The organism is Simplicispira sp. GW247-4R2A, assembly GCF_059424465.1.
In genome coordinates, this window is record NZ_JBWKZM010000036.1 from 1 (window position 1) to 22,071 (window position 22,071).

The window sequence follows — 22,071 nt, forward strand, 5'->3', positions numbered from 1 at the left end:
CGCCCATTCTGCAAATTGGCTCAACTGGGAGCCATCAGCACACTCAAAGTCGCTTTAAGCAGAGCATCCCTAGCGCTTTCCAGACAAGCGCTAGTTGCTATCAATTTTGATGATAAAAAAAGTGTTCGGTCCCGCCATGTGGCATTCCCCGCCACAATGCTGAACATGATCACCCTGCAAGACATCCAGGACGCCGCCTCCCGCCTGCAAGGCCAGGTGTTGGACACCCCCTGCGTCGAATCCCGCACGCTCTCCGAAATCGTCGGTGCGCAGGTCTTTCTCAAGTTCGAGAACCTGCAGTTCACGGCCTCCTTCAAAGAGCGCGGCGCCTGCAACAAGCTGGCGCAGTTGACCGCAGAGGAACGCGCGCGCGGCGTGATTGCCATGAGCGCCGGCAACCACGCCCAGGGCGTTGCCTACCACGCGCAGCGGTTGGGGATTCGCGCCGTCATCGTCATGCCCAGCTACACCCCTGGGGTCAAGGTCGAGCGCACGCGCGGCTTTGGTGCTGAGGTGGTGTTGCACGGCAGCTCACTGGAAGAAGCCAGTCAGCATGCCTATGCCCTCGCCGAGGCACAGGGTCTGGTCTTCGTCCACCCGTACAACGATGAGGCGGTGGCGGCCGGCCAAGGCACGCTGGGCCTGGAGATGCTCACCGCCGTGCCGAACCTCGACGCGCTGGTCATTGCCGTGGGCGGTGGCGGCCTGATTGCCGGCGTGGCCACGGCGGCCAAGGCGCTGCGCCCCGGCATCGAGATCATCGGCGTGCAGACCGAGCGCTTTCCTGCCATGGTCAACGCCGTCAAGGGCACGCACCACAGCCAGGGCACCTCCACCATCGCCGAAGGCATTGCCGTGGGCACGCCGGGCACGGTCACGCTGGAGGTGGTGCGCCGGCTGGTGGACGACCTGGTGCTGGTCGATGAAGGCGACATCGAGCAGGCCGTACTGATGCTGCTGGAGATCGAGAAGACGCTGGTGGAAGGCGCGGGCGCCGCCGGCCTGGCGGCGTTGGTGCGCTACCCGGAGCGCTTCAAGGGCAAGCGCGTGGGCCTGGTGCTGTGCGGCGGCAACATCGATCCGCTGCTGCTGGCCGCCATCATCGAGCGCGGCATGGTGCGCTCCGGGCGGCTGGCGCGCATCCAGGTGAGCGCGCGCGACGTGCCCGGTGTGCTGGCGGCCATTGCCAAGACCGTGGCCGACGCGGGCGCCAACATCGAGGAAGTGCACCACCAGCGGGCGTTCACGCTGCTGGCGGCACAGAACGTGGAGATCGAGTTGGTGCTGCAGGCGCGCGGCAAGGCCCACGTGCAAGAGGTGCTGGAAAAGCTGCGCGCGGCCGGCATGGAAGCGGTTTTGCGCTGAGCAGCCTAGAATCGTGATTTTTCCCGTCCCCGTTTCAGGAGCCCCGCCATGACCGATTCTCACAGCCCCGTGCCCGCCCACCCGGTCGACCCCGTGGAGTCGGTGGTGCATGTGATCCCCTTCGTGCTTCCCGCCGTGGGCGCCATCATGATTTTTCTGCTGGCAATGATTGCCGTCTATATGGCGTGAGCCCTTTCTGGCTCACCCCGAGGCCCCGCACCGCGGGGCTTTTTTATTCAAGGAAGTTCTCATGCGCAACAGCCACGCTCTGGTGCTCTTTTCCGGTGGGCAGGATTCCACCACCTGCCTGGCCTGGGCGCTCGAGAACTTTGCGCACGTGGAGACCATCGGCTTTGACTATGGCCAGCGCCACCGCATCGAACTCGATGCCCGCCTGCGCGTCCTGGCCGCCCTGCGCGAGCACTTTGGCCAGTGGCAGGGGCGTCTGGGGGACGACCATGTGATCGACTTGGCGGTGCTGGGCCAGATCAGCGACTGCGCCCTGACGCAAGGCACGGCCATTGCGCTCGGCGAAGCCGGCTTGCCCAACACCTTCGTACCGGGGCGCAACCTGCTGTTCTTCCAATTGGCAGCCGCCGTGGGCTACCGGCGCGGGCTGCGCACCCTGGTGGGCGGCATGTGCGAGACGGACTATTCCGGCTACCCCGACTGCCGTGACGACACGCTCAAGGCCTTGCAGGCCGCGATTTCGCTGGGCATGGGCCAGAGCTTCACCATCGAGACGCCGCTGATGTGGCTGGACAAGGCGCAGACCTGGGCGCTGGCGCGCACGCTGGGCGGCGAGGCGCTGGTGGCGTTGATCGTGGAGCACACCCATACCTGCTACGAAGGGGAGCGCGGTGTGCTCCACGCCTGGGGCTATGGCTGCGGCCACTGCCCGGCGTGCGAACTGCGCAAAGGCGGCTTCGAGCGCTGGTCGGCAGACCTTATGACGGCATAACCCTATGCAAGTTTTGCATGAATATTGCCACTGTCTGACAGACAGCGTGGGCTGGTCTTCTTAGAATCGACCTCCCAGCCGACCCACGGAGCCCGTGAATGCGCTTTGCCTGTCGAGCACCGCGCGCCCCGAGAGCCGACTGAGCCTGGAGCCGTTTTTTCAAAGGCCGCTCAGCAACGCCACCCGCGCGGCCTCGCCCGCCCTCCGGTTCGTCCGCTTCCTTTGAAAAACCGTTTTCAACTTAAGGAAGCCTCCATGAACGCACCCACCTCGCCGGGCCTGAACCTCAGCGCGCCTGCCTATGTCAAAAATACGCGCCTGCTCGCCTGGGTGGCTGACATGGCGGCCCTGTGCAAGCCGGAGAGCATCGTCTGGTGCGACGGATCGAAAGAAGAGTACGACCGCCTGTGCCAGCAGTTGGTGGACGCCGGCACCTTCAAGCGCCTGAACCCCGCCAAGCGCCCCGACAGCTTCCTGGCACTGTCGGATCCGTCCGATGTGGCGCGCGTCGAAGACCGCACCTTCATCTGTTCGAACAAGAAGGAAGACGCCGGCCCGACCAACAACTGGATGGCGCCAAGCGACATGCGCGCCACGCTGCAGCCCTTGTTTGACGGCTGCATGCGCGGCCGCACCATGTACGTGGTGCCGTTCAGCATGGGACCACTGGGCAGCCACATTGCCCACATCGGCGTCGAGCTGACCGACAGCGCCTACGTGGCCGTGAACCAGCGCCTGATGACGCGCATGGGCAAGGCGGTGTACGACGTGTTGGGCGCACAGGGCGAATTCGTGCCTTGCATGCACAGCGTGGGCGCGCCTCTGGCTGCGGGTGAAAAGGACCAGACCAACTGGCCTTGCAACCCCACAGTCAAGTACATCGTGCACTACCCTGAAACGCGCGAAATCTGGAGCTACGGTTCTGGCTACGGCGGCAATGCCTTGCTTGGCAAGAAGTGCCTGGCGCTGCGCATCGCCTCGAACATGGGCCGCGCGGCCTCGGAGGGGCCCTCCGGTAGCCCGGGCTGGCTCGCCGAACACATGCTGGTGCTGGGTGTGACCAATCCCGAAGGCAAGAAGTACCACGTCGCCGCCGCCTTCCCCAGTGCCTGCGGCAAGACCAATTTCTCGATGCTGGTGCCGCCGGCTGGCTTTGAGGGCTGGAGTGTGACCACAATCGGCGACGATATCGCCTGGATCAAACCCCATGCCGACGGCAAGATGTACGCCATCAACCCCGAAGCGGGTTACTTTGGCGTGGCGCCGGGCACCAACATGCACACCAACCCCAACTGCATGCGCTCCCTGGACCGCGACGTGATCTTCACCAACGTCGCACTGACCGACGACGGCGACGTGTGGTGGGAAGGCATGGAAAAAGACACGGGCAAGCTGCCCGACCACCTGATCGACTGGAAGGGCCAGGATTGGACGCCGCAAATCGCCAAGGACACCGGCGCCAAGGCCGCGCACCCCAACTCGCGCTTCACCGTGGCCGCCACCAACAACCCGGCGCTCGACCCTGCCTGGGACAACCCGGCGGGCGTGCCCATCGACGCCTTCATTTTCGGTGGCCGCCGCTCGACCACGGTGCCGCTGGTGACCGAGGCGCGCAACTGGCAGGACGGCGTCTACATGGCCGCCACCATGGGCAGCGAGACGACCGCCGCCGCCTTTGGCGCGCAAGGCGTGGTGCGCCGCGACCCCTTCGCCATGCTGCCGTTCTGCGGCTACAACATGAGCGACTACTTCCAGCACTGGCTGGATTTGGGCGCCAAGCTCAAGGCCTCGGGCGCCACGTTGCCGAGCATCTTCACCACCAACTGGTTCCGCAAGGACGATGCTGGCAAGTTCGTCTGGCCCGGCTATGGCGAGAACATGCGCGTGCTCAAGTGGATGCTTGATCGCATCGAAGGCAAGGCAAGCGGGCACGAGACCATGTTCGGCATTGCCCCTACGTATGGCGAAATCAACTGGGCGGGGCTCGACTTCAGCGCCGCGCAGTTCAATACCGTGACTGCCATCGACAAGGCAGCATGGAAGGATGAGCTCAAACTCCACGACGAGCATTTCGCCAAGCTCGCCTACCACCTGCCCAAGGAACTGCTGGCAACGCGCGCTGCCATCGAGGCACGGCTGGACGCTTGAACCGGCCAAGCAGCAGGTCTGTGATGCGGACCTGCAAGCAAGAAAGCCACCTTCGGGCCATGCTGAACAAGTCCCTCACGCGTCGCGCATCCGTACCTCGGGCGGTCTGCTGCGTTGCAAATCCTCGCCATAGCTGCGGCTATGGCTGCGGTTTGCGCCTTGCATCCCATCCCGATGCACGGCGCGCGTCATCGCGGTGACTTATTCAGCATCGCCTTCGGGTGGCTTTCTTACGGGTGAAATTTCAGAACATCGAGAGCAGATCCAGCGTCCGCACCCACAGCAGCACCGGCAAGGCGGCGGCCGCCCCAACCAGGGCGGTGGCAATGGCCGAGCGCCAGACGGGCATGCCCGCGCGCCGCTGCTGCCCTACGCACAGGGCCACGCACCCGAGCCAGGCTACGGCCAGCAGCGTCAGGCGGGCCTGCGGCAGCCAATGAAACACAATCCCTTCGGTGCGCAGCTGCGTCAGCGTGAGCATGGAGAGCCCCAAGAACAGGTTGGCAGCCGCCATGGGCACGAGGCCTAGCGCCAGCACTTTCCAATCGGTGCGCACCACCCGTGCGCCCAAGGCGGTGACCAGGTGGGCAAAGCCGCCCACCAGCACGGCGGTGCCGGTGAGCCAGGCCACGATGCCGGCGCCATCGAGCCAGCTGAACACGTCAGAGACTTGCGGGTAGTGCGTCAGCACCCACCAGGGTGCGTTGCTGGCCAGCGGCCAGAAAATGTCGTGGTCCACCAGCCAGGTCGCCAGCCACTGCCTGCCTTCTACAAAGCCCGGTGCCATGGTCCATTGGAAAGCCCCAAGGGCAAAGCCCAGCATGCCGTAGAGCAGCAGCAACGCCTCGTAGCGGCCCACGTCGCCGGGTTGGCTGCCCAAGATCTCGCTGCCGGGCCAGCGCAGGGTCAAGGCGACGGCATCGCGGTGGCCGCTGCAGCGCCCGCACGAATGGCACTGTGACGCACTGTTGAGTGCATGCACGTTGAGCAGCGGCGGGCAATCCACGGCGGGAATGTGGGCCGGCTGCAAATCCCAGGCCGCACGGTCCACCTTGAAATGCACCGGTGCCAGGCGTGCGAGCAGCGCGAAAACGCCGGTGACCGGGCACAGGTAGCGGCACCACACGCGCTTGCCCCGGCCATAGACGATGCCCACGGCAATGGCCGCCACCGTTGAGCCACCGAGAATCACCAGAACCGGGCCTGGGTACTCGTACACGCTGATGAGTTGCCCGTAGAGCGTGGTCCCCAGGAAGCCCACCAGCGGCCAGCCGGGCCAGCGCATCCAGCGCGGAATCGGCAGGCCCTTGCCGGGGCGACCGGCAAATTCGGTCAAGGCCCCTTCAGGGCACATCACGCCGCACCAGAAGCGTCCGATGAGCAGCATGGAGGCAATGACAAACGGCCACCACACGCCCCAGAAAGCAAATTGGGCAAAGCGTGTGAGGCTGGTGAACATGCGCGCGTCTTCGGGCGGCATGGGCAGGAAAGCCGGCACCGCTACGAGCACGAAATACAGCACGACGATGCCCCACTGCAACTGCGCGATGCGGCTGCGGTTGCGTGCCATCCAGTCGCCAAGGCGTGCCAGCCGTGTGCGCGGCGCGCCTGCCATGACATGCACAGTGCTCACGCCAGCACGGGTGCGTGTGAAGCTTGTGGACTGCATCGTCATGCGCTCGGTTGCTGGGGGGCACGCCGGGGCCACCAGCGCCGCGCCACCATCAGGGCCCAGAAACCAAAGAACACCAGCACGTCGGCCGCCGAAGGGCGTGCGCGGTAGCCCAACAGGTTTGCCAGCCACTTGCCGACGCCACTGCCGTCGTCCAGTAGCGCGCTGGTGTTCCAGAGTGGGTCGGGGCCGGGTGGAATCCACTCCAGGCCAATCAGCCGATCCGTCCCCAGCACCAGCATGCCAGCGGCAAACAGCAGCAGCAGGTTGGCGCTGACGCGCAGCACCTGCTGCTGCGGCAGAAAACGCAGGCCACGCGCTGCGGCCCAGGCGGTGATCCCCGCCAACGCAACCCCTGTCAGCGCCGAGGGCAGGAGAGCACCCCAGCCGACGCCCGAGGCAATGCCCTGGAGGAAGATTACGGTCTCCGACCCTTCGCGCGCCACGGCAACGGCGGCGACGGCAGCAATGCCCCAGGCGCCGCGCCGCTCGGCAGCGCGGTCCAGCGCGCTCTCCATCTCCCGACGCAGCCCGCGCGCGTGGCGCCGCATCCACAGCACCATCTGGGTCATGAGCACCGCAGCAAAGAGAATGAGCAGCGCCTGGAAGATTTCCTGCCCGCGGTCCGACAGGTTGCCCAGCGTTCCCTGCATCACGGCAGCCAGCGCCACCGCGAGTGCCAGGCCCGCTGCCACGCCGCCCCAGAGTCCGGCACGGGTCGTACGCCCGCCACCGCGGCCGGTGGACCAGGCCGCAAGAATGCCGATGACCAGCATGGCTTCCAGGCTTTCGCGCCAGACGATGACGAGGGCATTGAGCATGGAGGGGCTTTCAGCGCGCGACGATATGGCCTTGCGCCGTATCGGGATGGAAATCGCCAAAGAAGCGGTAGCTTCCGGGCTTGAGCGGCACGAACACCAGGAAGCTGGTGGCGCCAGGCGCCAGCACTTTTTCCTTCTTGAGCTCCAGGCTCTCGAACTCCTCGGCCTCTGGGCCAGCGTTGTGCAGCACAAGCTTGAAGCGCGTATTGGCGGGCACCACGATCTCGGTGGGTTCGAAGCGGCCGTTTTTCATTTCCAGCCGGAAGGTGGGCAGCTCCTGTGCCTGTGCTGCGCTCGCCGCCAGCAGCAGCCCCGCGGCGGTGAGTAGCAAGTGTTTGGGCACTCGCATCAGAACCCCACCCGGGCGCGCAGGCCAACCAGCGCGATTCCCTTGGCATCGGGATTGGCCGCCGGCCGCGAAATATATTGCAGGCTTGGTGTGATCTCTACGTGATCGTTCAAGTGCATGCGGTAGTACAGCTCGCCAATGCGCTCGGAACCGCGTGCCGCATAACCATAGTTGGCGGGATCCGCTGCCGATGCCGAGGCGTAGCGCCCGCTGGTGCGCAGCATGCCGAACGCCAGGCCCAGGCCATCGGAGCCGCGCCGCCAGGCCGAACCGTCGAGTTCTCCACCGATGGTGAACGCACCGTTGAACCGCACATGCCCGGAGGTCTGGTGGCCGTAACGCCCAAATAGCGTCAGCTCGTCTGTGACGCGCTGGTCCATCGAGAGACCCATGCCAGCGTGGCGAGCTTGACTGCCATCGAAATCGGTGCCGCGCGCATTGCTCCATGCATAGATGCGGTAAGTGCCAGGCAGATGGTTGATGCGTGGCGAGACCCAGGCCTGCGCGATCACGAAAGGTTTTCCGCTGCTACCGCTGAAGTTGGCGCCGTCGCCCGAGCCAAACACGCCCAGCGAAGTGCCCCATGGCATGGTTTTCTCGCTGGAGTTCTCGTACGCGGCTATCGCTCCAGGGGCGAAGCCGAAGTGGTCGGCACCCGTATCACCTCCGGAGTCGAGCAGAGGGTTGTGGACGAACACGTTGTTCGCAAAGCGCCGTGTCTCATCGTCGGCGATGGCGTTCTGGTCAAAGAAAGCAAACGGGTCAATCTTGCCGACGGTGAACACCGCCTTGTCAGAGGCTTTCTGGTCAAGCGGCACCTCCAGCTGGTACCAGGCCTGCGCCACCGTGAACTGGGTGTCATCCGCGTCGTTGCCGGCAAAGGCCGTGGTGTTGGCGGTGCCGGTGTAGGTGGGTCGCAGCGCCAAGCCATCACCTTGTCCAAAGCGTGCATGCAGAAACACCTTGCCCTTGTTGGCGCCAAAGTCACCCCCAGGCAAGGTCGCGGCCACGTCGCCGCGGTAGTTGGCACGGCTGCCGCTCGAACTCGGATCGGCAAGTGAACTGCGCCCTGTCTGCTGCACCATGCCGGTCAGGCTGCCTTCGACCCTGATGTCGTCCAATGCCTCGGCCAACTTGCTGGCCGGGCCTTTGAGCGCATCCTGCTGTGCTTCCACGGCCTTGAGGCGGGTGGCCAGTTCAGGCTCGTTTTCGCTGATGCGATCACTTTCCAGCGCGGTACGCAACTGCGCGTTTTGCGCTTCCAGGCGTTCCACGCGATCGGCCAGCGCCTTCACTTGCGCCATCAGCGCGTCGGAGTCGGTTGCGGCCTCGCTGGCAAGCGGCAGGGTCGCAGCGCACAGGGCCGCAGCCAGCGCGACGGCCTTGTGCGCAGGGAGCTTGCGCCGCATGTCAGTAGCCGCCCTTCTTGCCAATGCCAGCGTAGGTGAAGTCCCATTCCAGATCGACCGTCTTGAACCAGGGGCGCACGCCGGTCGCGCGGTCGGTATGCCGGCCAAAGTGCATACCCGTGGCATTTTCCTTGGCGTTGGGCGGGTAGATGGTGAACTTCACGTGGTACTTTCCGGGACCTGCGAGCTTGACGTTGTCGCCGTAGTGCGGGCCGTCGCTGGCCACCATGGGCATCATGTCGCCACGGATGGCTTCGCCCGAACCTTGTTTGGTCAGCTCGTATTTCACGAGCAGAAAGGGAATCCAGGTGCCTTCGGAGTAGCCATTGACGTTGCTGCTCAAGGCGTGGATGTCGGCTTCGAGGTGAATGTCGGATTCCGACACCTTGTGCATCATGCCTGCGGGTTCCATCTCGACCGGCTGCAGATAGACGGCCCCCACTTCCATGCCGGAGACGTTCTGGGGCGCACCAATCGGGTACTCCAGCGCCAGAGCAGGCAGACTGAGGCAGAGAGCGCCGGTCAGGGTGAGGGAGCGAAGCAGCATGTTGCGAGCCTTTGATAGATGTTGGAAAAGGGCTCAATCGGAGTTCAGTGAAGGTGCATGCGATTGAGAACGACTCGCATTCTAAAAGTATTTTGTGGAGAAAGTTTGCGCAGGATCAAGAATGCGTTGCTGGCGTGCCTCTGTGCTGGGAGAAGTGCCTGCGCATGGGCAGGCGCGCCTACTTTGCTCCCGCAGGACGCAAAAAAGCCGCGCTAGAGCGCGGCTTTTTTGCTGAAAGCGTGAACCTTTATCAAGGCAGACAGGCTGAACAAAGCAGCTAGCGGCCTCCGATGCGGAAACCGGAAGCACCAGGCTGATGCCCTCCTGGGAAACGCTACTCAGTCTTGGCGCTGAAGGGCGCAGACAAGGTCGTTCATGAGGCGTGGATCTTGCTGGGCCAGCGCCCACATTTCGCGGTCTTCGCGGGCCTTGCGGCGTGCAACCCGCCAAGCGGCCAGCATGGTGCCCAATCCGGATACCCGGTTGACCGCCGCTGCGGAGAAGGAAGGGGTGCGCAAAAAGGGCGAGTGGGCAAGCGTGGACATGGTGAAACTCCTGGCAAACAACGGCACCAATTGGTGCGATGGGTGAATACTAGGGTTTACCCGCGTGTTATTCAACTTTATGTTTGTGATGATGCTCATTCCTATCGTGAATATCATGCGTTTCCTCCTCTTTTGAACAGGCTCTTAGCAAGCTCCCCTGCCGTGCCTGACGCCTTTCGCCGTCTCGACCTGAATTTGTTGCGCGTGTTTGACGCGGTCATGGCAGAGCGCAGCCTGACGCGGGCGGCCCACAAGCTGGCGCTGACCCAGCCCGCCGTCAGCAATGCCTTGCGCCGCTTGCGGGAAACCCTGGGCGATGAACTGCTGCGCCGCAGTGGCACCGGCGTCGAGCCCACTCCGCGCGCGCAGGCGCTCTGGCCCGTGGTGCAGACCGCGCTGGCGCAGCTCGAAGCCGCACTGGCACCCGAGCGCTTTACTCCCCTGCAGGCCGACAACAGCTTTGTGCTGGCCATGGCGGATGCCACCGCCGCCGCGCTGCTTCCGCACATGGTGCGCATCCTGGCCGCCGAAGCGCCGGGCGTCTCCATGCGCGTACTGCCACTGGCCACGCGCGACCCGCGCCGCCTGCTGGACGACGAGACGGCAGACCTCGCCATCGGCTACTTCCCTGCGGTGCTGGCGGATCTGACCGCGCGCAACCAGACCGGCGACGCGGTGAGCTACGCCCACCAGCGCGTGTACGACGGCGAATATGTCTGCCTGATGCGCAAGGACCACCCGCTGGCTGCCAGCCCGCTGACGCTGGACCAGTACTGCGCCGCACGCCATCTGCTGGTGAGCTTTTCCGGCCGGCCTTACGGCTTTACCGATGAGGCGCTGGCAGCGATGGGGCGCGAGCGCCGTATCGTGCTCACCGTGAACCAGTTTTTCACGGCCGGGCGCATCGTTGCCAACTCCGATTTGCTGACCGTGCTGCCGCTGCATTTCTTTGGCGTCACCGGCCTCGAAGGTGCCTTGGTATGGCGGGCGCTGCCCCTGCAGTTGCCCACGGTGCATGTGGATGCGCTGTGGCACCAGCGTCGCGCCAGCGGCGCAGCGCACCGCTGGCTGCGCGAGGTGGTGGCCCGCGCAGCAAAGGCGGAGCACCTGCCTCAGCAGACTTCTGCTGCGCCGTAGAACGTCGACACGCACGCATGTCTCACCCTGCTTCGGCCCTGCACGGGGTAGGTTTTGCGTACAGAACGCGTGGTGCACCCGCTACCATGCGCCACGCGCGTTTGCGGCCCGATGCGTCGGCTGGCGCCAAGACCCCACTTTCTGGAGCTTCCCATGCACAAAATTCTGGCGCTTGCCTTGGCCGCAACGAGCGCGCTGGCCCTGACCTCCGGCGCCTGGGCGGAAAGTCCGGCGACTGGCCACATCCATTTGCTTTTGCTTGACGCGCAGCAGCAACCCGTCGTGCACGCCACCGTGCGCGGTGCCTGCCAGTCGGACGATGGCAGCTTCTTTGGCGGCCAGAAGCTGCCAGCGCCTTGGTCCTGCACCAGCGACGCCCAGGGTGTTTGCAGCGCAGAACTGCGCTTGCTGCCCAAACCGGGATCGGACCGCGCCAACGCCTGCAAGGCGCTGGCCGCCACCGAGATCACCGAGGCCGGCGCAGCAGCCGACAAGAGCAGCTACTTCACCTTCTTTGCCGACGGCCAGGCGCAGAGCTACAACCTGCTGCAAAAAGGCGCCAGCTGGAAGCATGGCGATTACTTCTTCAAATCCCTGGACAACCAGGCAGCGTTCGAGGCCCTGGTCGGCCGCAACGACAGCAATTTCTACAAGAGCCGTATCGCGCTCAAGGACGACCCCGCAGCCCCCGCGCTGATGCTGGACACCGCCGCCGCGCACGCGCCCGAGAGCCGCGAATACCCGAACACCGAATTTTTGCGGGTGCGCATCGACCGCAAGACGCACCAGCCATCGGTGCAGGTGGTCGTCACCGACACGTACACCGACTACAGCATGCATTTGCTGAGCGAGGCGCGCTATGGCGCTGCAGCGGGCGAGAAAAACGTGCCGCTCAGCGTGGACAAGCAAGGCTCCACCTGCAACATGCGCGACCTGTTCGAGCGCAAGTGCAGCTACCAGGAAAGCGCCAGTTTCCCCGTGGACATGGACGCCTTCCGCCAGGCTGCTGCCGCGTACCAGCCGGCCAGGCGCACGCAGTGGCGCTTTCAGATACGGGCCAAGTCGGGTCACGAACAGATGCGCACGCTGAGCCATGCCGAATTCCACGCCGTGGCGCAAGCGCTCGACGAGGTGCTGGCTGGCCAGCGCAACTAGGAGGCTGTTGGCGCTGGCAGGGCGAGAATCTGCCCATGAAGATTCAGCTGCTCTCCGACCTGCACCTGGAGGTGCACCCCGACTTCGCGCCCCAGCCGGCCCCAGGCGCTGGCGTGCTGGTGCTGGCGGGCGACATCGGCTCGTACCAAACAGGCTCGTTGCTCACGGGAGACGATTTCGGCCTGGAGCACTTCTCTCCGCTGCCGCAATACGCCGGCTGGCCGGTGCCGGTGATTTTCGTGCCCGGCAACCATGAGTACGACGCGCAGGATTTCCACGCCGCCCACGAGCGCCTGCGCGCCACCTGCGAGCGGCTTGGCCTGATCTGGCTGGAGCGCCAGACCGCCGTGCTGAACGGCGTGCGTTTTGTCGGTACCACGCTGTGGAGCGATTTCGACGCACTGGCCGACGACGCCCGCGTGGAGGGCGATCGGCGCTTGCAGATGCGCGAGAAGGCCTTTCGTGCCGCCAACTATTACCTGCGCACCACCGGTGCCACGGTGCACGGCGCAGCGCTGCTGGCGCCCGAGGTGCGCCAGCAGTCGCTGCAATGCCGGGAGTGGCTGGCGCAGGCCTTGGCCCAGCCCTTTGGCGGCCCGACCGTCGCCGTCACCCACTTCGCTCCCAGCCTGCGCAGCGCCGATCCGCGCTACGGTCTGAAGCCGGGCACCGCCGGTTTTTGCAATGCACTCGATGCCCTGCTGCCCCATGCGCGCCTGTGGCTGCACGGCCATCTGCACACGCCCATCGACTACACGGCGCAAGGCCTGCGCGCCGACGGCAGTTCCTGGCGCTGCAGGGTACGGGCCAATCCACTGGGCTATGCGCGCAAGAACGAGCAGCTGTACTTCGACCCCTTGTGCTGCGTCGAGCTTGGATCGTGAACACGGTTGAAGGGCGATTTTGATCGCTAGCTTCTATTTTTATAGCTGCTGGCGTATGCTGCATATGTGCTAGAAGCCATTTTCACCTAATTTTTCACATGAGCTGTGGGTCTGATGCCCTTCGAGCCCCTGCCCGTATGATGGCGCGAGCGCGGCGGCTTGGCGCTTGCGTGAGCAAAGGCGACCGCGGGTGCGCCCGATTTCTGTCACCGTACCTGGAGAAATGCGATGAATATCCTGCTCGCTGTCGACGGCAGTGCCTATACGAAGAAGATGCTGGCCTACCTGGCCGCGCACGATGAACTGCTGGGCCCCAAACACGCGTACAGCGTGATCACGGTGCAGGCCGAGCTGCCCGCCAGGGCGCGTGCGGCGCTGGGCAAGGACGTCGTGGACGAGTACTACGCCGAACAGGCGGAAAAGGTACTCGCCCCCGTCACCAAGTTCCTCGATCGCAAAGGCCTTACCACCAAGCGCATCGTCAAGATTGGTCCGGCCGGCGCCACCCTTGGCAAGGTTGCCGATGCCGGCAAGTACGACCTCCTGGTGATGGGCTCGCACGGCCATGGCGCGCTGGGTACGCTGGTCATGGGGTCCGTGACTACGCAGGTGCTGGCCAACAGCCGTGTGCCGGTGCTGATCGTGCGCTGAGCGCGCCTCGGCAGGTGGTAGGCGGGAAGGTGCACCGCGCGCTTTGAACAGGCGCTTAGCGTGCGCGCAGCCCGTCAAAGCAGGTGCGGAGCACCAGATCCATGATTTCGTCGTTCTTGTACAACCCGCTTTCCTGCAGAAAGCCGACGACGGTGTCGCAGGCCCGGGCGTAGAGCGTGTAGAGCACCACGAGCGGCGGCAACTGGGGGTCCAGTACGCCCTCAGTTTGCGCCTGTACGATCCATTCGCCCAATGTGTCGCTCAGAAGCACCACACCATCGGCATAGTCCTTGTTGCTCATGAGGACGGCACGCAGCGTGGAATTGTGGCTGGGCAACAGCGGCATTTCGCCTTCCAGCAGCCGCTCAAGGGACCAGCGCACCACTGCGCGCAGCTTGTCCACGGCTGCAAGGGTGGGGTCAAGGCCGGCCACATGGGCGTTCACCAGGTGCAGCACCTTCACCATGGCGGCGCAGCAGAGGTCTTCCTTGCTGCCAAAATGTTTGTACAGGCTGGCTTTGGCGATGCCGACGCCACCGGCCACGTCGTCCATGGTCATGCAGTCGAACGATTTCGACCCCAGCAGGTCGCAGGCCGTCTGCAGAATGGCGCGCTCACGCGCCTGGTGCATCTGTTCTTTGAAGGAAACCTTGGGGGGAGCGTTGTCCATGGCCCAATGGTATACAGATCAGTTCAAATGTGAATAGGCGGGTCGCACAAAAACCATGGGGTTTACTCGCATTTTCCGCTCGCCCGGCAGGGGGCCATGGCGTGGCCGGGCCCGTCGCGGTTCAAGCCAGTGCCGCGCCAGCCCCGGCAATCAGGGCATCGGTCAGCGCATTGAGCACGGCGGACTCCAGGTTCCAGCAATGCCAGTACAGCGCAATGGGCAGCGAACTGCCGGGCGCCAGATCGACCAGGCTGCCGTCTTCTATGTGCGCCCGCACCAACAACTCGGGCAGCACGGCCACCGCCCAGCCGGCCTGAACCGCACGCAGCTGTCCCTCTGTACTGGGAACGAACAGCTGGTGCAGCGAAACCCGTTTAAGACCAAAGATACGGGCGACGAATTCGGCCGACATGTCGTCCTTGCGGTTGAACGAGACAAACGGCACCTCACGAAAGCTGTGCTGCGTCAGGCCCCTGGGCAGGCAGCGCTCGGCAAATTCGGCCTGCGCCACGGCGACGTAGCGCATGGCGCCCAGCGGCACCATGCGACAGCCGCGCAGTGCCTGCTTGACCGTGGTGACGCAGCCCAGCACCTGGCCCGAGCGCAGCCATTCCTGTGTGAAATCCTGGTCGTCGGCGATGATTTCCAGCGGCAGGCGCTGGCGCGCCAGGGGGCCGAGCGCCTCCAGCGCCCAGGTGGCAATGCTGTCGGCGTTGACGGCGATGGCGATGCGCTCTTCCTCGCGCCCGCCGCCCTGCGAACTTGGCGTGAGCTCCTGCAGATCACGCTCCAGGTCGGCGCGCAGCAGGCGCACCTGCTTAGTGTGCTTGAGCAGCATTTGCCCAGAACTGGTAGGTCGCAGCGGGCGGCTGCGCACGATCAGCACCGACCCCACCTGCGCCTCCAGCGCCCGCAGGCGCTGCGAGACGGCTGACTGCGTCACGTTGAGGCGCTGCGCTGCGCGTTCGAAGCCGCCCTCCTCAATGATGGCGGCAAGACATTCAAGGGCAATCGGGTCGAAGGTGCTCATGGCGGCGCAGTTGGGTGCATCAGCAAAACTGATGGCAGGTGAACGGCGCTGATTGTGTTTTTTTAGTGGCACGCTGTCGAGTGGCGATGAACCCGAAAAACCACAGCGCTGCCGGCTATCCGTTCCGGCATCTGCAGGGCAGGGGCTTGTGGTCTGTGCCGCAGCACACGGCAGGGAGTCTGAATAAATACCAGGTAGCTATAATTTATGTAGCTAACAATTCAATGTAGATAAGCGTGAAAGGCCAAAAACACTGAAATCTAGGGTGGCGAAACCTGCGCTGCCAATTCACTTCTTGCGCTGCACGATCAGGTTGCGCCGTGCGTCTTCGGGGTAGGCAAATGTCACGGCGCCAGCCTGTACCTTGCCCATGACCAGCATGTTGGCGGTCAGTGCATCTTTGTCTTTGTTGCTGAACGGATGCTCGTAGGTGGCCACCACGCCGTAGTACACCCGAGGAATGTTCTCCAGGGCCGTCTTCATCGCGGGGCCCGTCAGCTTGCCATCGCGGATGCCCAGCAGGGCGTAGGTGAACAGATAGACCGCGTCGTACCCTTGGGCCGCCGCCATGGGCACCACCAGTTTCTTGCCCCACTTGTGGGTGTAGGCACTCAGAAACGCCGCGCGCCGTTCGTTGCTTGGCTCGGCAATGAAGGTCTGCGCCATCAACGCCCCCTCGGCGGCCTCTTTTGCTCCGTCAATGAAGAAGGGGAAGGACAGCGGCCAGGCACCTACCTGTGGCACCTTCCAGCCAATGTCGCGTCTGCCGTTGGCAATGGCCGCGTTTTCCGGGCCCACGGTGTAGCTGAAGACCACGTTGGCGCCCGCATCGCGGGCGGTCTTGAGTTCGTCTTTCAGATCGGTGACGCCCAGCGGGAAGCGGGTGATGTTCACGGGCCGCAGCTGGTGTGCTGCGAGGGCGGCCTCCACGTCCTTCAAGCCCGCCTCGCCGTAGCCGGTGGTGTCGGCAAAGATCGCCACCTTGGTCCAGCCGCGCTTGACCAGGTCGTTGACCACGAAGGGTGCCTGGATGGCGTCGCGCGCCGAGTTGCGGAAGATATAGCTCTCGGCCGGTGGGTACTTGGCGGTGAGCGGTGTGCCCGTGGCGCAGGGGATGATCAACGGAACCTTGGCGTTCTGGAATACGGCCAAGGATTTTTCCGCGACCCCGGTATTGCAAAAACCAATGGTGCCGAGCACGCCTTGGGCGACCAGGTCTTGCGCCCCCTTGAGGCCCACATCGGGCGTCCCCTGGTCGTCGCGAATGACCAATTCCAGCGGGCGCCCAAGGTAGCCCCCGACAGCGTTGATCTCATCGACGGCCAGCTTGATGCCCTGGAGGAGCGGGGTGCCGAAATCCGAAGAAGCGCCGGTGAAGGGGCCAATGACGCCCAGCTTCACAGACGTTGCGGGCTGGGCTGCTGCCAACAGTGGCAGAGCGGCGCACAAGGCCAACAGGCCGCGCAGTGCGCGGGCGCGCGGGTGGTGCGTAGTGCTCATGGTGTCTCCGAAGTGCGGCACCTGCCGGCCGCCCGCACAGCATGATGCCAAGCACGCAGCGCCGTGTCCGGCGTTTACCCTGTGTCTGCGGGGGGTTGTCAGTGAACCGAAAGCTTGCCGGGTTCGGGTTTTTCGTGCGCCTCGCGCACATCGGTGAGCAAGTGGGCATCCATCCAGCGAAGCAAATCGGCCCACATGTCGTGCTGTTCCCCTTCCTTGGGCATGCGCAGAGCGTTGGGCAGCTCGATGGTTACCACCGGAAGGCCCTTTTTCAGGCCGCCGAAATAGCCCAGCGATCCTGGAAACACGCCCACCTGCTCCAGGCGCAGCGCGCCCAGCTGGCGTGGCGGCGCCATGGGCCCGTCGAAATCGAGCAGGCCATACGGCGCGTGAATGCTCACCACGAGCTGCGGCTTGAAGCTCTCGATCTGGCTGTTCAGAAAACGTGTTTCGGGTTCTGACAGGGACGAAGGCCCCGGCCAGCGACGCGGGTCCTTGTGGGCGCGCCTTTGCCAGTGCAACGGTGCGTCGTGGTCCCAGCCTGGGGTGCGGAAGTTGCGGTTCAGATCCACGCCATGGGCATTGGTGCGCTGGGGCTTCTTGGCCAGCAGCCCGTCCGGGTTAGCCACTGGTACAAAGCGCCAGTGCACGGCGCGTGGCGTCTTGCCGGCCAGCGCGATCCAGCGCAGTGCCAAAGCCCCGGCAGTGAGTTCATCGCCATGGATGGCGCCAATCACCAGCACGCGCAAGGGGTCAGCCTGCGCGGCGCTGCCCGGCGCCTCACGGGTCACGTCGCGCCAGTACAGGGGGACGCCGTTGCGCGAGAAGGCGCCGCTTTCTTCCAGCCTGGCTGCCGCGCAGGTGGCGTAGGAGACACTGGGCAGGCGTGGCACCAGCAAGCTGCAGGCAGCGGCCGCTGCCGGCATGGGCAGACGTGGTTCCGCGAAGGCCAGGGGGCAGGTACTTGCCAGCAGACAGGTGGCGAGCCAGCGCAGCGCGCGCCGCAGGGGAGCGCCGCGCATCAGTGCAGCACCCGCGGCGCCGCGAGGAAGCTCAGCAGGGCAGCATCAAAGGCCTCGGGTGCCTCCAGTTGGGGCCAGTGGCCGATGCCCGGCAGGCTCACGCGCTGGGCATCCGGCAGAAGCCGGGCCAGGGCGTCCAGGGCCTCGGGCGCGAGACTTCGGTCTTGCGCGCCGCCAATTACCAGGACTGGCTGGTGGATGCGCGCAAGCTCGCTGGCCGTGCGGCCGAACGCTCCCATGGCGTCCAGCGCGCGCGCATAGGTCGCGCGGTGCACCATAGCCATGGCGTGCTGCGCCAGGCGTGCGCCTTCGGGCAGCGCGCCAGAACCCATCTGTTGGGGCACGAGACGCTCGGCCAACTGTTCCATGGAGTGGCCCGCGGCCAGCGCCTGCTTGCGCGGCTTGTGCCAACGCGCGAGCGCCTGTGCACCGAGCGGCGGGCCCCCCGCGCACAGCACCAGGCCGTCAACCCTTGTGTCGCCGGTCCGCAGTGCCAGCTCAAGCGCCAGCATGGCGCCCAGGCCATGGCCCACCAGGGTGAGGTGCTCGCATTCGAGCGCCGCGATCAGCGTCTGGCAGCGGCGTGCCAGCCCGAGAAAATTGTAGGGTTCCACCGGGGCACTGTGGCCGTAGCCCGGCATGTCCCAGGCCACGGCACGGTAGCCCTGGCTGGCCAAGGTTTCCACTTGGGGGGCGAAACTCAGGTGCCCGCTGTCAGCGTCGTGCAGCATGAGCACGGTCGGGCCGGAACCCAGAGTGGCAAACGTGGGGAGCAGGGACATCGACGGGGCAGCAGCGCCGCAGGTGTCGGCACGTTTTCGATCAGGGGCACATAATAGCCCGCCCTGTGCCGCCGTTCCCTGTGCCTAGCCTCCTACAGCCCCGCTCTCCCGAATTTTCCACCCGCGAGTTTCGCGCTGCCCTAGGCATGTTTGCCACCGGGGTGACGATTGTGACCGCGCGCGCGGCCGACGGGCACCTCGTCGGGCTGACGGCCAACTCGTTCAATTCGGTCTCGCTCTCGCCGCCCCTGGTGCTCTGGAGCCTGGCCCATGCCGCCGCCTCCATGGCGGCGCTGTCGGCGGGTTCGCACTACGCCATCAATGTGCTTGCGGCGGATCAGCAAGCGCTGGCCGAGCGCTTTGCCGCGCGTGGCGTGGACCGCTGGGCCGGCGTGCGGCACACGCCAGGCGTTGCCGGAGCCCCCTTGCTGGAAGGTGCGGTGGCACATTTCGAATGCTTCAACCGCAGCCGCTACGACGAGGGCGACCACGTCATTTTTGTCGGTCAGGTGGAGCACTGTGTCCATCGCCCAGGCGTGGCGCCGCTGCTCTACCACGGTGGGCGCTTCTATACCGAGCACCCTTTGTAGGCAGATCTCCCTTGCGTCGCCTTCGGCGCCATCCCCCTTCCCGCATCGCTGCGTGCTCCGGGAAGGGGACACTGCCAGCCCGGTCGGGCGGCCCTTGCGCGGGGGGGGCGCTGGGTAGGGCGCGTTCGCTTCAGGCATTGCCTTAAAGTCAAAAAGCGGAACCAAAGCCCTGCTTTGGGGTTTGCGCCGTGGCGCCTTGCTTGCCCATCATCGGGTTAGGCAGGAACAGACGGATCCGTGGGATGTAGGCACCCTGTCGTGTGCTGGCCATGCGGCAACAGGGTTGGGCAAAAGGGTGCCAGCATGCTTTTGCCCCGCCTTGGCACCACGGGGGTTGAATCCGCTGCTCCTGCGAGACCTTGAACACGTTCTGAGCACTGTCACGGATGTCTGCTGTGCATGGTTTGGACATAAGCCCCTTTGCTGGACTGCGAAAAGGGAGGGCGCGTTTTGACATTCGTGCTCAGGCTGAAAAAATGGGCCGTGTCTGTTCCCCATGCAGCGCGCTGCGCTGCCCACCCACTGGAGATCCATGTTTCGAGCCAACCCCTTGCCCACCCTTCTCACCGCGCTGGCCCTTCTGGCGGGCAGCACGGCCGCCACGGCACGCGAGATGGTGGCCGTCAACCGCACCGAGATCAACATGCGTTCCGGCGCCGGAACCCACCACCAAGCGCTGTGGGTGCTCAGCCGGGGCTACCCGCTGCAGGTGCTGTCGCACAAAGGCCAATGGCTGCAGGTTCGCGACTTTGAGAACGACCGTGGCTGGGTTTTCAAGCCGCTGACCAGTACCCACAGTCCGCACCACGTGGTGAAAGTGCAGGTGCTCAACATTCGCAGCAAGCCCAGCTTGCACAGCCGCGTGCTGGCCAAGGCGGCGCGCGGCGAAATCCTCAAAACGCTGGGTCGCAAGGGCGACTGGGTCAAGATCAAGCAGGAAGACGGCCCCATGGGTTGGGTGTCGAGGCGACTGGTGTGGGGCTGGTAGACGCCGAGCCTAGTGCGCCTCGGCCTTCACCTGGGCTGCGCGTGCTCAGCCTCAATGTCGGCCTGTGCCAGCGCCTCCGCGCTGGTGAGCGCTCGGTGCTCTCGGGCATTGGCAAGCGCCCAGTGGCGGGCCCAGTCGCCGTGCGCCGCCTGGGCCTCGGCGGCGACGAGCAGGCGGACCTGAGCGTGCACGGCGGCCTGGACAAGGCCGTCTATGCCTACCCGGCGTCGCATTACCCGTTTTGGCAGGCCGAACGGCGCGCACGGGGTGTCGGCCTGTTGGGCGAAGACCTGCCGCCGGGCTTTATGGGCGAGAACCTCACGGTCGACGGCCTGCTGGAGCATGAGGTGTTCGTGGGCGACCGCCTGCACTTCCCGGACTGTGTGCTGCGCATCACTGCGCCCCGCGAACCCTGCTACAAATTCAATGTGGTGATGGGCTTTGTCCAGGCGGGCCGCACCATGGCTCAGACGGGACATTGCGGCTACTACCTGGCTGTGGACCAGCCAGGGACCATTGCCGCCGGCCAGAGCGCCTGGCTGCAGCCCGGCCAGCGGGCCTTGAGCATTGCGCAGGCCATCGCGGGCAAGTGGGCCAAGCACGCGCGCTAGCGCGGCCCACCCAAAAAGAGTCATTTTTTGATAGCTGCCAGCGCTTGCTGCACAAGCGCTAGAGCCCCATTTCGTTTAAAAAGTCAGCGCGCTGCCTCAGGCAGCTCGATCTTCACCTCCAGCACCTCCAGGTTGTCCTGGCGCTCCAGGCTCACCTTGAGGTCTTCGGGGTTGATCTTCACGTACTTGCTGATCACCGCCACCAGTTCGCGCTGCAGCGCGGGCAGGTAGTCGGGCTCGGAGGCGTTGCGGCCGCTGCGTTCGTGCGCCAGGATGATCTGCAGGCGTTCCTTGGCGACACTGGCGGTTTTCTTCTTTTCGCCCAGCAGAAAGGAGAGGAAGGACGCCATGGCTTATTTGCTCCCGAACAGGCGTTTGAAGAAACCAGGTTTCTCGGCGTCGATGAAGCGCAGCGGCTTGTCTTCGCCCAGGAAGCGGTCGATCACGTCCTTGTAGGCCTCGGACACATCGGTGCCCTGCAAATGAATGGCAGGCAACCCCTGGTTCGAGGCCTGCAGCACCACCTCGGATTCGGGGATGACGCCGATGAGCTTGATGCGCAGGATGTCCTGGATGTCTTCCAGGCTCAGCATCTGCCCTTCCTGCACCCGGCCGGGGTTGTAGCGCGTGATGAGCAGGTGCTCCTTGATGGGTTCGCCGCCTTCAATGGCGCGCTTGGTCTTGCTGCCGAGCATGCCCAGGATGCGGTCCGAGTCGCGCACCGACGACACCTCGGGGTTGGTCACCAGCAGCGCCTCGTCGGCAAAGTGCATGGCCATCAGCGCGCCGCTCTCGATGCCGGCGGGCGAGTCGCAGACGATGTATTCAAAGTCCATCGCCGCCAGGTCTTCGAGAATCTTGCCCACGCCGTCCAGCGTGAGCGCGTCCTTGTCGCGCGTCTGGCTGGCGGCGAGCACGAACAGGTTGTCGCAGTTTTTGTCCTTGATCAGCGCCTGGTGCAGGTTGGCTTCGCCCTGGATCACGTTGATCAGGTCGTACACCACGCGGCGCTCGCACCCCATGATGAGGTCGAGGTTGCGCAGGCCGACGTCAAAGTCGATCACGGCGGTCTTGTGGCCGCGCAGGGCGAGGCCGGAGGCAAAGGCGGCGCTGGTGGTGGTCTTGCCCACGCCACCCTTGCCGGAGGTCACGACGACGATTTTGGCCATGTGTAGAGGTCTCTCGATGGGTTTGCTGTTGAATGAAGTATCAGTTTTCAGGGTCTATGCACCGC

General features: G+C 64.9%; 24 protein-coding genes. 11 read left to right on the top strand and 13 right to left on the bottom strand.

The features are described from left to right. The first annotated feature begins 165 nt into the window (after positions 1 to 165). From AC07ZH_RS18680 to AC07ZH_RS18695, 4 genes are all read left to right on the top strand, one after another. Positions 166 to 1,365, top strand: coding sequence for a threonine ammonia-lyase (locus AC07ZH_RS18680; RefSeq protein WP_119110614.1), 1,200 nt, complete (start codon positions 166 to 168; stop codon positions 1,363 to 1,365). Positions 1,366 to 1,413: 48 nt separating this feature from the next. After that, complete coding sequence (locus AC07ZH_RS18685; protein WP_199665501.1) at positions 1,414 to 1,554, top strand: hypothetical protein; 141 nt, start codon at positions 1,414 to 1,416, stop codon at positions 1,552 to 1,554. Between the two features lie 61 nt (positions 1,555 to 1,615). Beyond that, positions 1,616 to 2,326 carry a 7-cyano-7-deazaguanine synthase QueC gene (gene queC / locus AC07ZH_RS18690; protein ID WP_495200847.1) on the top strand — a complete coding sequence of 237 codons (711 nt, stop codon included), beginning with the start codon at positions 1,616 to 1,618 and terminating at the stop codon, positions 2,324 to 2,326. Between the two features lie 255 nt (positions 2,327 to 2,581). Then, positions 2,582 to 4,474, top strand: coding sequence for a phosphoenolpyruvate carboxykinase (GTP) (locus tag AC07ZH_RS18695; protein WP_495200848.1), 1,893 nt, complete (start codon positions 2,582 to 2,584; stop codon positions 4,472 to 4,474). 244 nt (positions 4,475 to 4,718) lie between these two features. On the opposite strand, the gene AC07ZH_RS18700 is transcribed toward AC07ZH_RS18695, so the two are convergent. The 6 genes from AC07ZH_RS18700 to AC07ZH_RS18725 form a co-directional block, all read right to left on the bottom strand. Next, the gene (locus AC07ZH_RS18700) at positions 4,719 to 6,098 is read right to left on the bottom strand and encodes a 4Fe-4S binding protein (RefSeq protein WP_495200876.1); all 1,380 of its coding nucleotides are present in this window, start codon (positions 6,096 to 6,098) and stop codon (positions 4,719 to 4,721) included. Between the two features lie 47 nt (positions 6,099 to 6,145). Then, positions 6,146 to 6,967, bottom strand: a complete 822-nt coding sequence (locus AC07ZH_RS18705) for an FTR1 family iron permease (protein WP_495200849.1) — start codon at positions 6,965 to 6,967, stop codon at positions 6,146 to 6,148. A 10-nt stretch (positions 6,968 to 6,977) separates the two neighbouring features. Then, positions 6,978 to 7,316, bottom strand: coding sequence for a cupredoxin domain-containing protein (locus AC07ZH_RS18710; RefSeq protein ID WP_119110592.1), 339 nt, complete (start codon positions 7,314 to 7,316; stop codon positions 6,978 to 6,980). Beyond that, the gene (locus tag AC07ZH_RS18715) at positions 7,316 to 8,725 is read right to left on the bottom strand and encodes a carbohydrate porin (RefSeq protein WP_495200850.1); all 1,410 of its coding nucleotides are present in this window, start codon (positions 8,723 to 8,725) and stop codon (positions 7,316 to 7,318) included. The genes AC07ZH_RS18710 and AC07ZH_RS18715 overlap by 1 nt, the downstream gene beginning before the upstream one ends. 1 nt (position 8,726) lies before the next feature. After that, positions 8,727 to 9,272 (bottom strand): iron transporter, encoded by a 546-nt coding sequence (locus tag AC07ZH_RS18720; RefSeq protein ID WP_495200851.1) that lies wholly within the window; start codon positions 9,270 to 9,272, stop codon positions 8,727 to 8,729. Positions 9,273 to 9,610: 338 nt separating this feature from the next. Beyond that, positions 9,611 to 9,817 (bottom strand): hypothetical protein, encoded by a 207-nt coding sequence (locus tag AC07ZH_RS18725; protein WP_147414733.1) that lies wholly within the window; start codon positions 9,815 to 9,817, stop codon positions 9,611 to 9,613. A gap of 162 nt (positions 9,818 to 9,979) precedes the next feature. On the opposite strand from AC07ZH_RS18725, the gene AC07ZH_RS18730 reads away from it, so the two are divergent. The 4 genes from AC07ZH_RS18730 to AC07ZH_RS18745 all read left to right on the top strand — a co-directional run bounded on the left by AC07ZH_RS18730 (position 9,980) and on the right by AC07ZH_RS18745 (position 13,644). Beyond that, positions 9,980 to 10,954 carry a LysR family transcriptional regulator gene (locus AC07ZH_RS18730; protein ID WP_495200852.1) on the top strand — a complete coding sequence of 325 codons (975 nt, stop codon included), beginning with the start codon at positions 9,980 to 9,982 and terminating at the stop codon, positions 10,952 to 10,954. Between the two features lie 153 nt (positions 10,955 to 11,107). Further along, entirely contained in the window at positions 11,108 to 12,109 is a 1,002-nt protein-coding gene (locus AC07ZH_RS18735; protein WP_495200853.1) for a hypothetical protein, read from the top strand. Between the two features lie 35 nt (positions 12,110 to 12,144). Beyond that, positions 12,145 to 12,993, top strand: a complete 849-nt coding sequence (locus tag AC07ZH_RS18740) for a metallophosphoesterase (RefSeq protein WP_495200854.1) — start codon at positions 12,145 to 12,147, stop codon at positions 12,991 to 12,993. A 228-nt stretch (positions 12,994 to 13,221) separates the two neighbouring features. Continuing rightward, a complete protein-coding gene (locus AC07ZH_RS18745) occupies positions 13,222 to 13,644 on the top strand; it encodes a universal stress protein (RefSeq protein ID WP_119110585.1) in 423 nt (140 codons plus the stop codon). A 55-nt stretch (positions 13,645 to 13,699) separates the two neighbouring features. Here the strand turns inward: AC07ZH_RS18745 and AC07ZH_RS18750 are convergent, their stop codons facing one another. The 5 genes from AC07ZH_RS18750 to AC07ZH_RS18770 form a co-directional block, all read right to left on the bottom strand. Next, the gene (locus tag AC07ZH_RS18750) at positions 13,700 to 14,314 is read right to left on the bottom strand and encodes a TetR/AcrR family transcriptional regulator (protein ID WP_495200855.1); all 615 of its coding nucleotides are present in this window, start codon (positions 14,312 to 14,314) and stop codon (positions 13,700 to 13,702) included. Positions 14,315 to 14,435: 121 nt separating this feature from the next. Continuing rightward, positions 14,436 to 15,344, bottom strand: a complete 909-nt coding sequence (locus AC07ZH_RS18755) for a LysR family transcriptional regulator ArgP (RefSeq protein WP_119110584.1) — start codon at positions 15,342 to 15,344, stop codon at positions 14,436 to 14,438. A 288-nt stretch (positions 15,345 to 15,632) separates the two neighbouring features. Further along, entirely contained in the window at positions 15,633 to 16,844 is a 1,212-nt protein-coding gene (locus AC07ZH_RS18760; RefSeq protein ID WP_495200856.1) for an ABC transporter substrate-binding protein, read from the bottom strand. A gap of 98 nt (positions 16,845 to 16,942) precedes the next feature. After that, positions 16,943 to 17,866, bottom strand: coding sequence for a M14 family zinc carboxypeptidase (locus AC07ZH_RS18765; protein WP_495200857.1), 924 nt, complete (start codon positions 17,864 to 17,866; stop codon positions 16,943 to 16,945). Further along, positions 17,866 to 18,648 (bottom strand): alpha/beta fold hydrolase, encoded by a 783-nt coding sequence (locus tag AC07ZH_RS18770; RefSeq protein ID WP_495200858.1) that lies wholly within the window; start codon positions 18,646 to 18,648, stop codon positions 17,866 to 17,868. The genes AC07ZH_RS18765 and AC07ZH_RS18770 overlap by 1 nt, the downstream gene beginning before the upstream one ends. Before the next feature lie 146 nt (positions 18,649 to 18,794). Between AC07ZH_RS18770 and AC07ZH_RS18775 the strand changes: the two genes are divergently transcribed. The 3 genes from AC07ZH_RS18775 (at position 18,795) to AC07ZH_RS18785 (ending at position 20,837) form a co-directional block, all read left to right on the top strand. Next, entirely contained in the window at positions 18,795 to 19,238 is a 444-nt protein-coding gene (locus tag AC07ZH_RS18775; protein ID WP_245960667.1) for a flavin reductase family protein, read from the top strand. A gap of 550 nt (positions 19,239 to 19,788) precedes the next feature. Continuing rightward, positions 19,789 to 20,226 carry an SH3 domain-containing protein gene (locus AC07ZH_RS18780; protein WP_245960666.1) on the top strand — a complete coding sequence of 146 codons (438 nt, stop codon included), beginning with the start codon at positions 19,789 to 19,791 and terminating at the stop codon, positions 20,224 to 20,226. Between the two features lie 35 nt (positions 20,227 to 20,261). Further along, positions 20,262 to 20,837: an MOSC domain-containing protein gene (locus tag AC07ZH_RS18785; protein ID WP_119110609.1), complete on the top strand. Its 576-nt coding sequence runs from the start codon at positions 20,262 to 20,264 to the stop codon at positions 20,835 to 20,837. A gap of 83 nt (positions 20,838 to 20,920) precedes the next feature. Here AC07ZH_RS18785 and minE read toward each other — a convergent pair whose 3' ends face one another. Both minE and minD read right to left on the bottom strand, forming a co-directional pair. After that, positions 20,921 to 21,187, bottom strand: coding sequence for a cell division topological specificity factor MinE (gene minE, locus AC07ZH_RS18790; protein ID WP_119110580.1), 267 nt, complete (start codon positions 21,185 to 21,187; stop codon positions 20,921 to 20,923). A gap of 3 nt (positions 21,188 to 21,190) precedes the next feature. Further along, entirely contained in the window at positions 21,191 to 22,006 is an 816-nt protein-coding gene (minD, locus tag AC07ZH_RS18795) for a septum site-determining protein MinD (RefSeq protein WP_119110579.1), read from the bottom strand. Positions 22,007 to 22,071 lie beyond the last annotated feature (65 nt).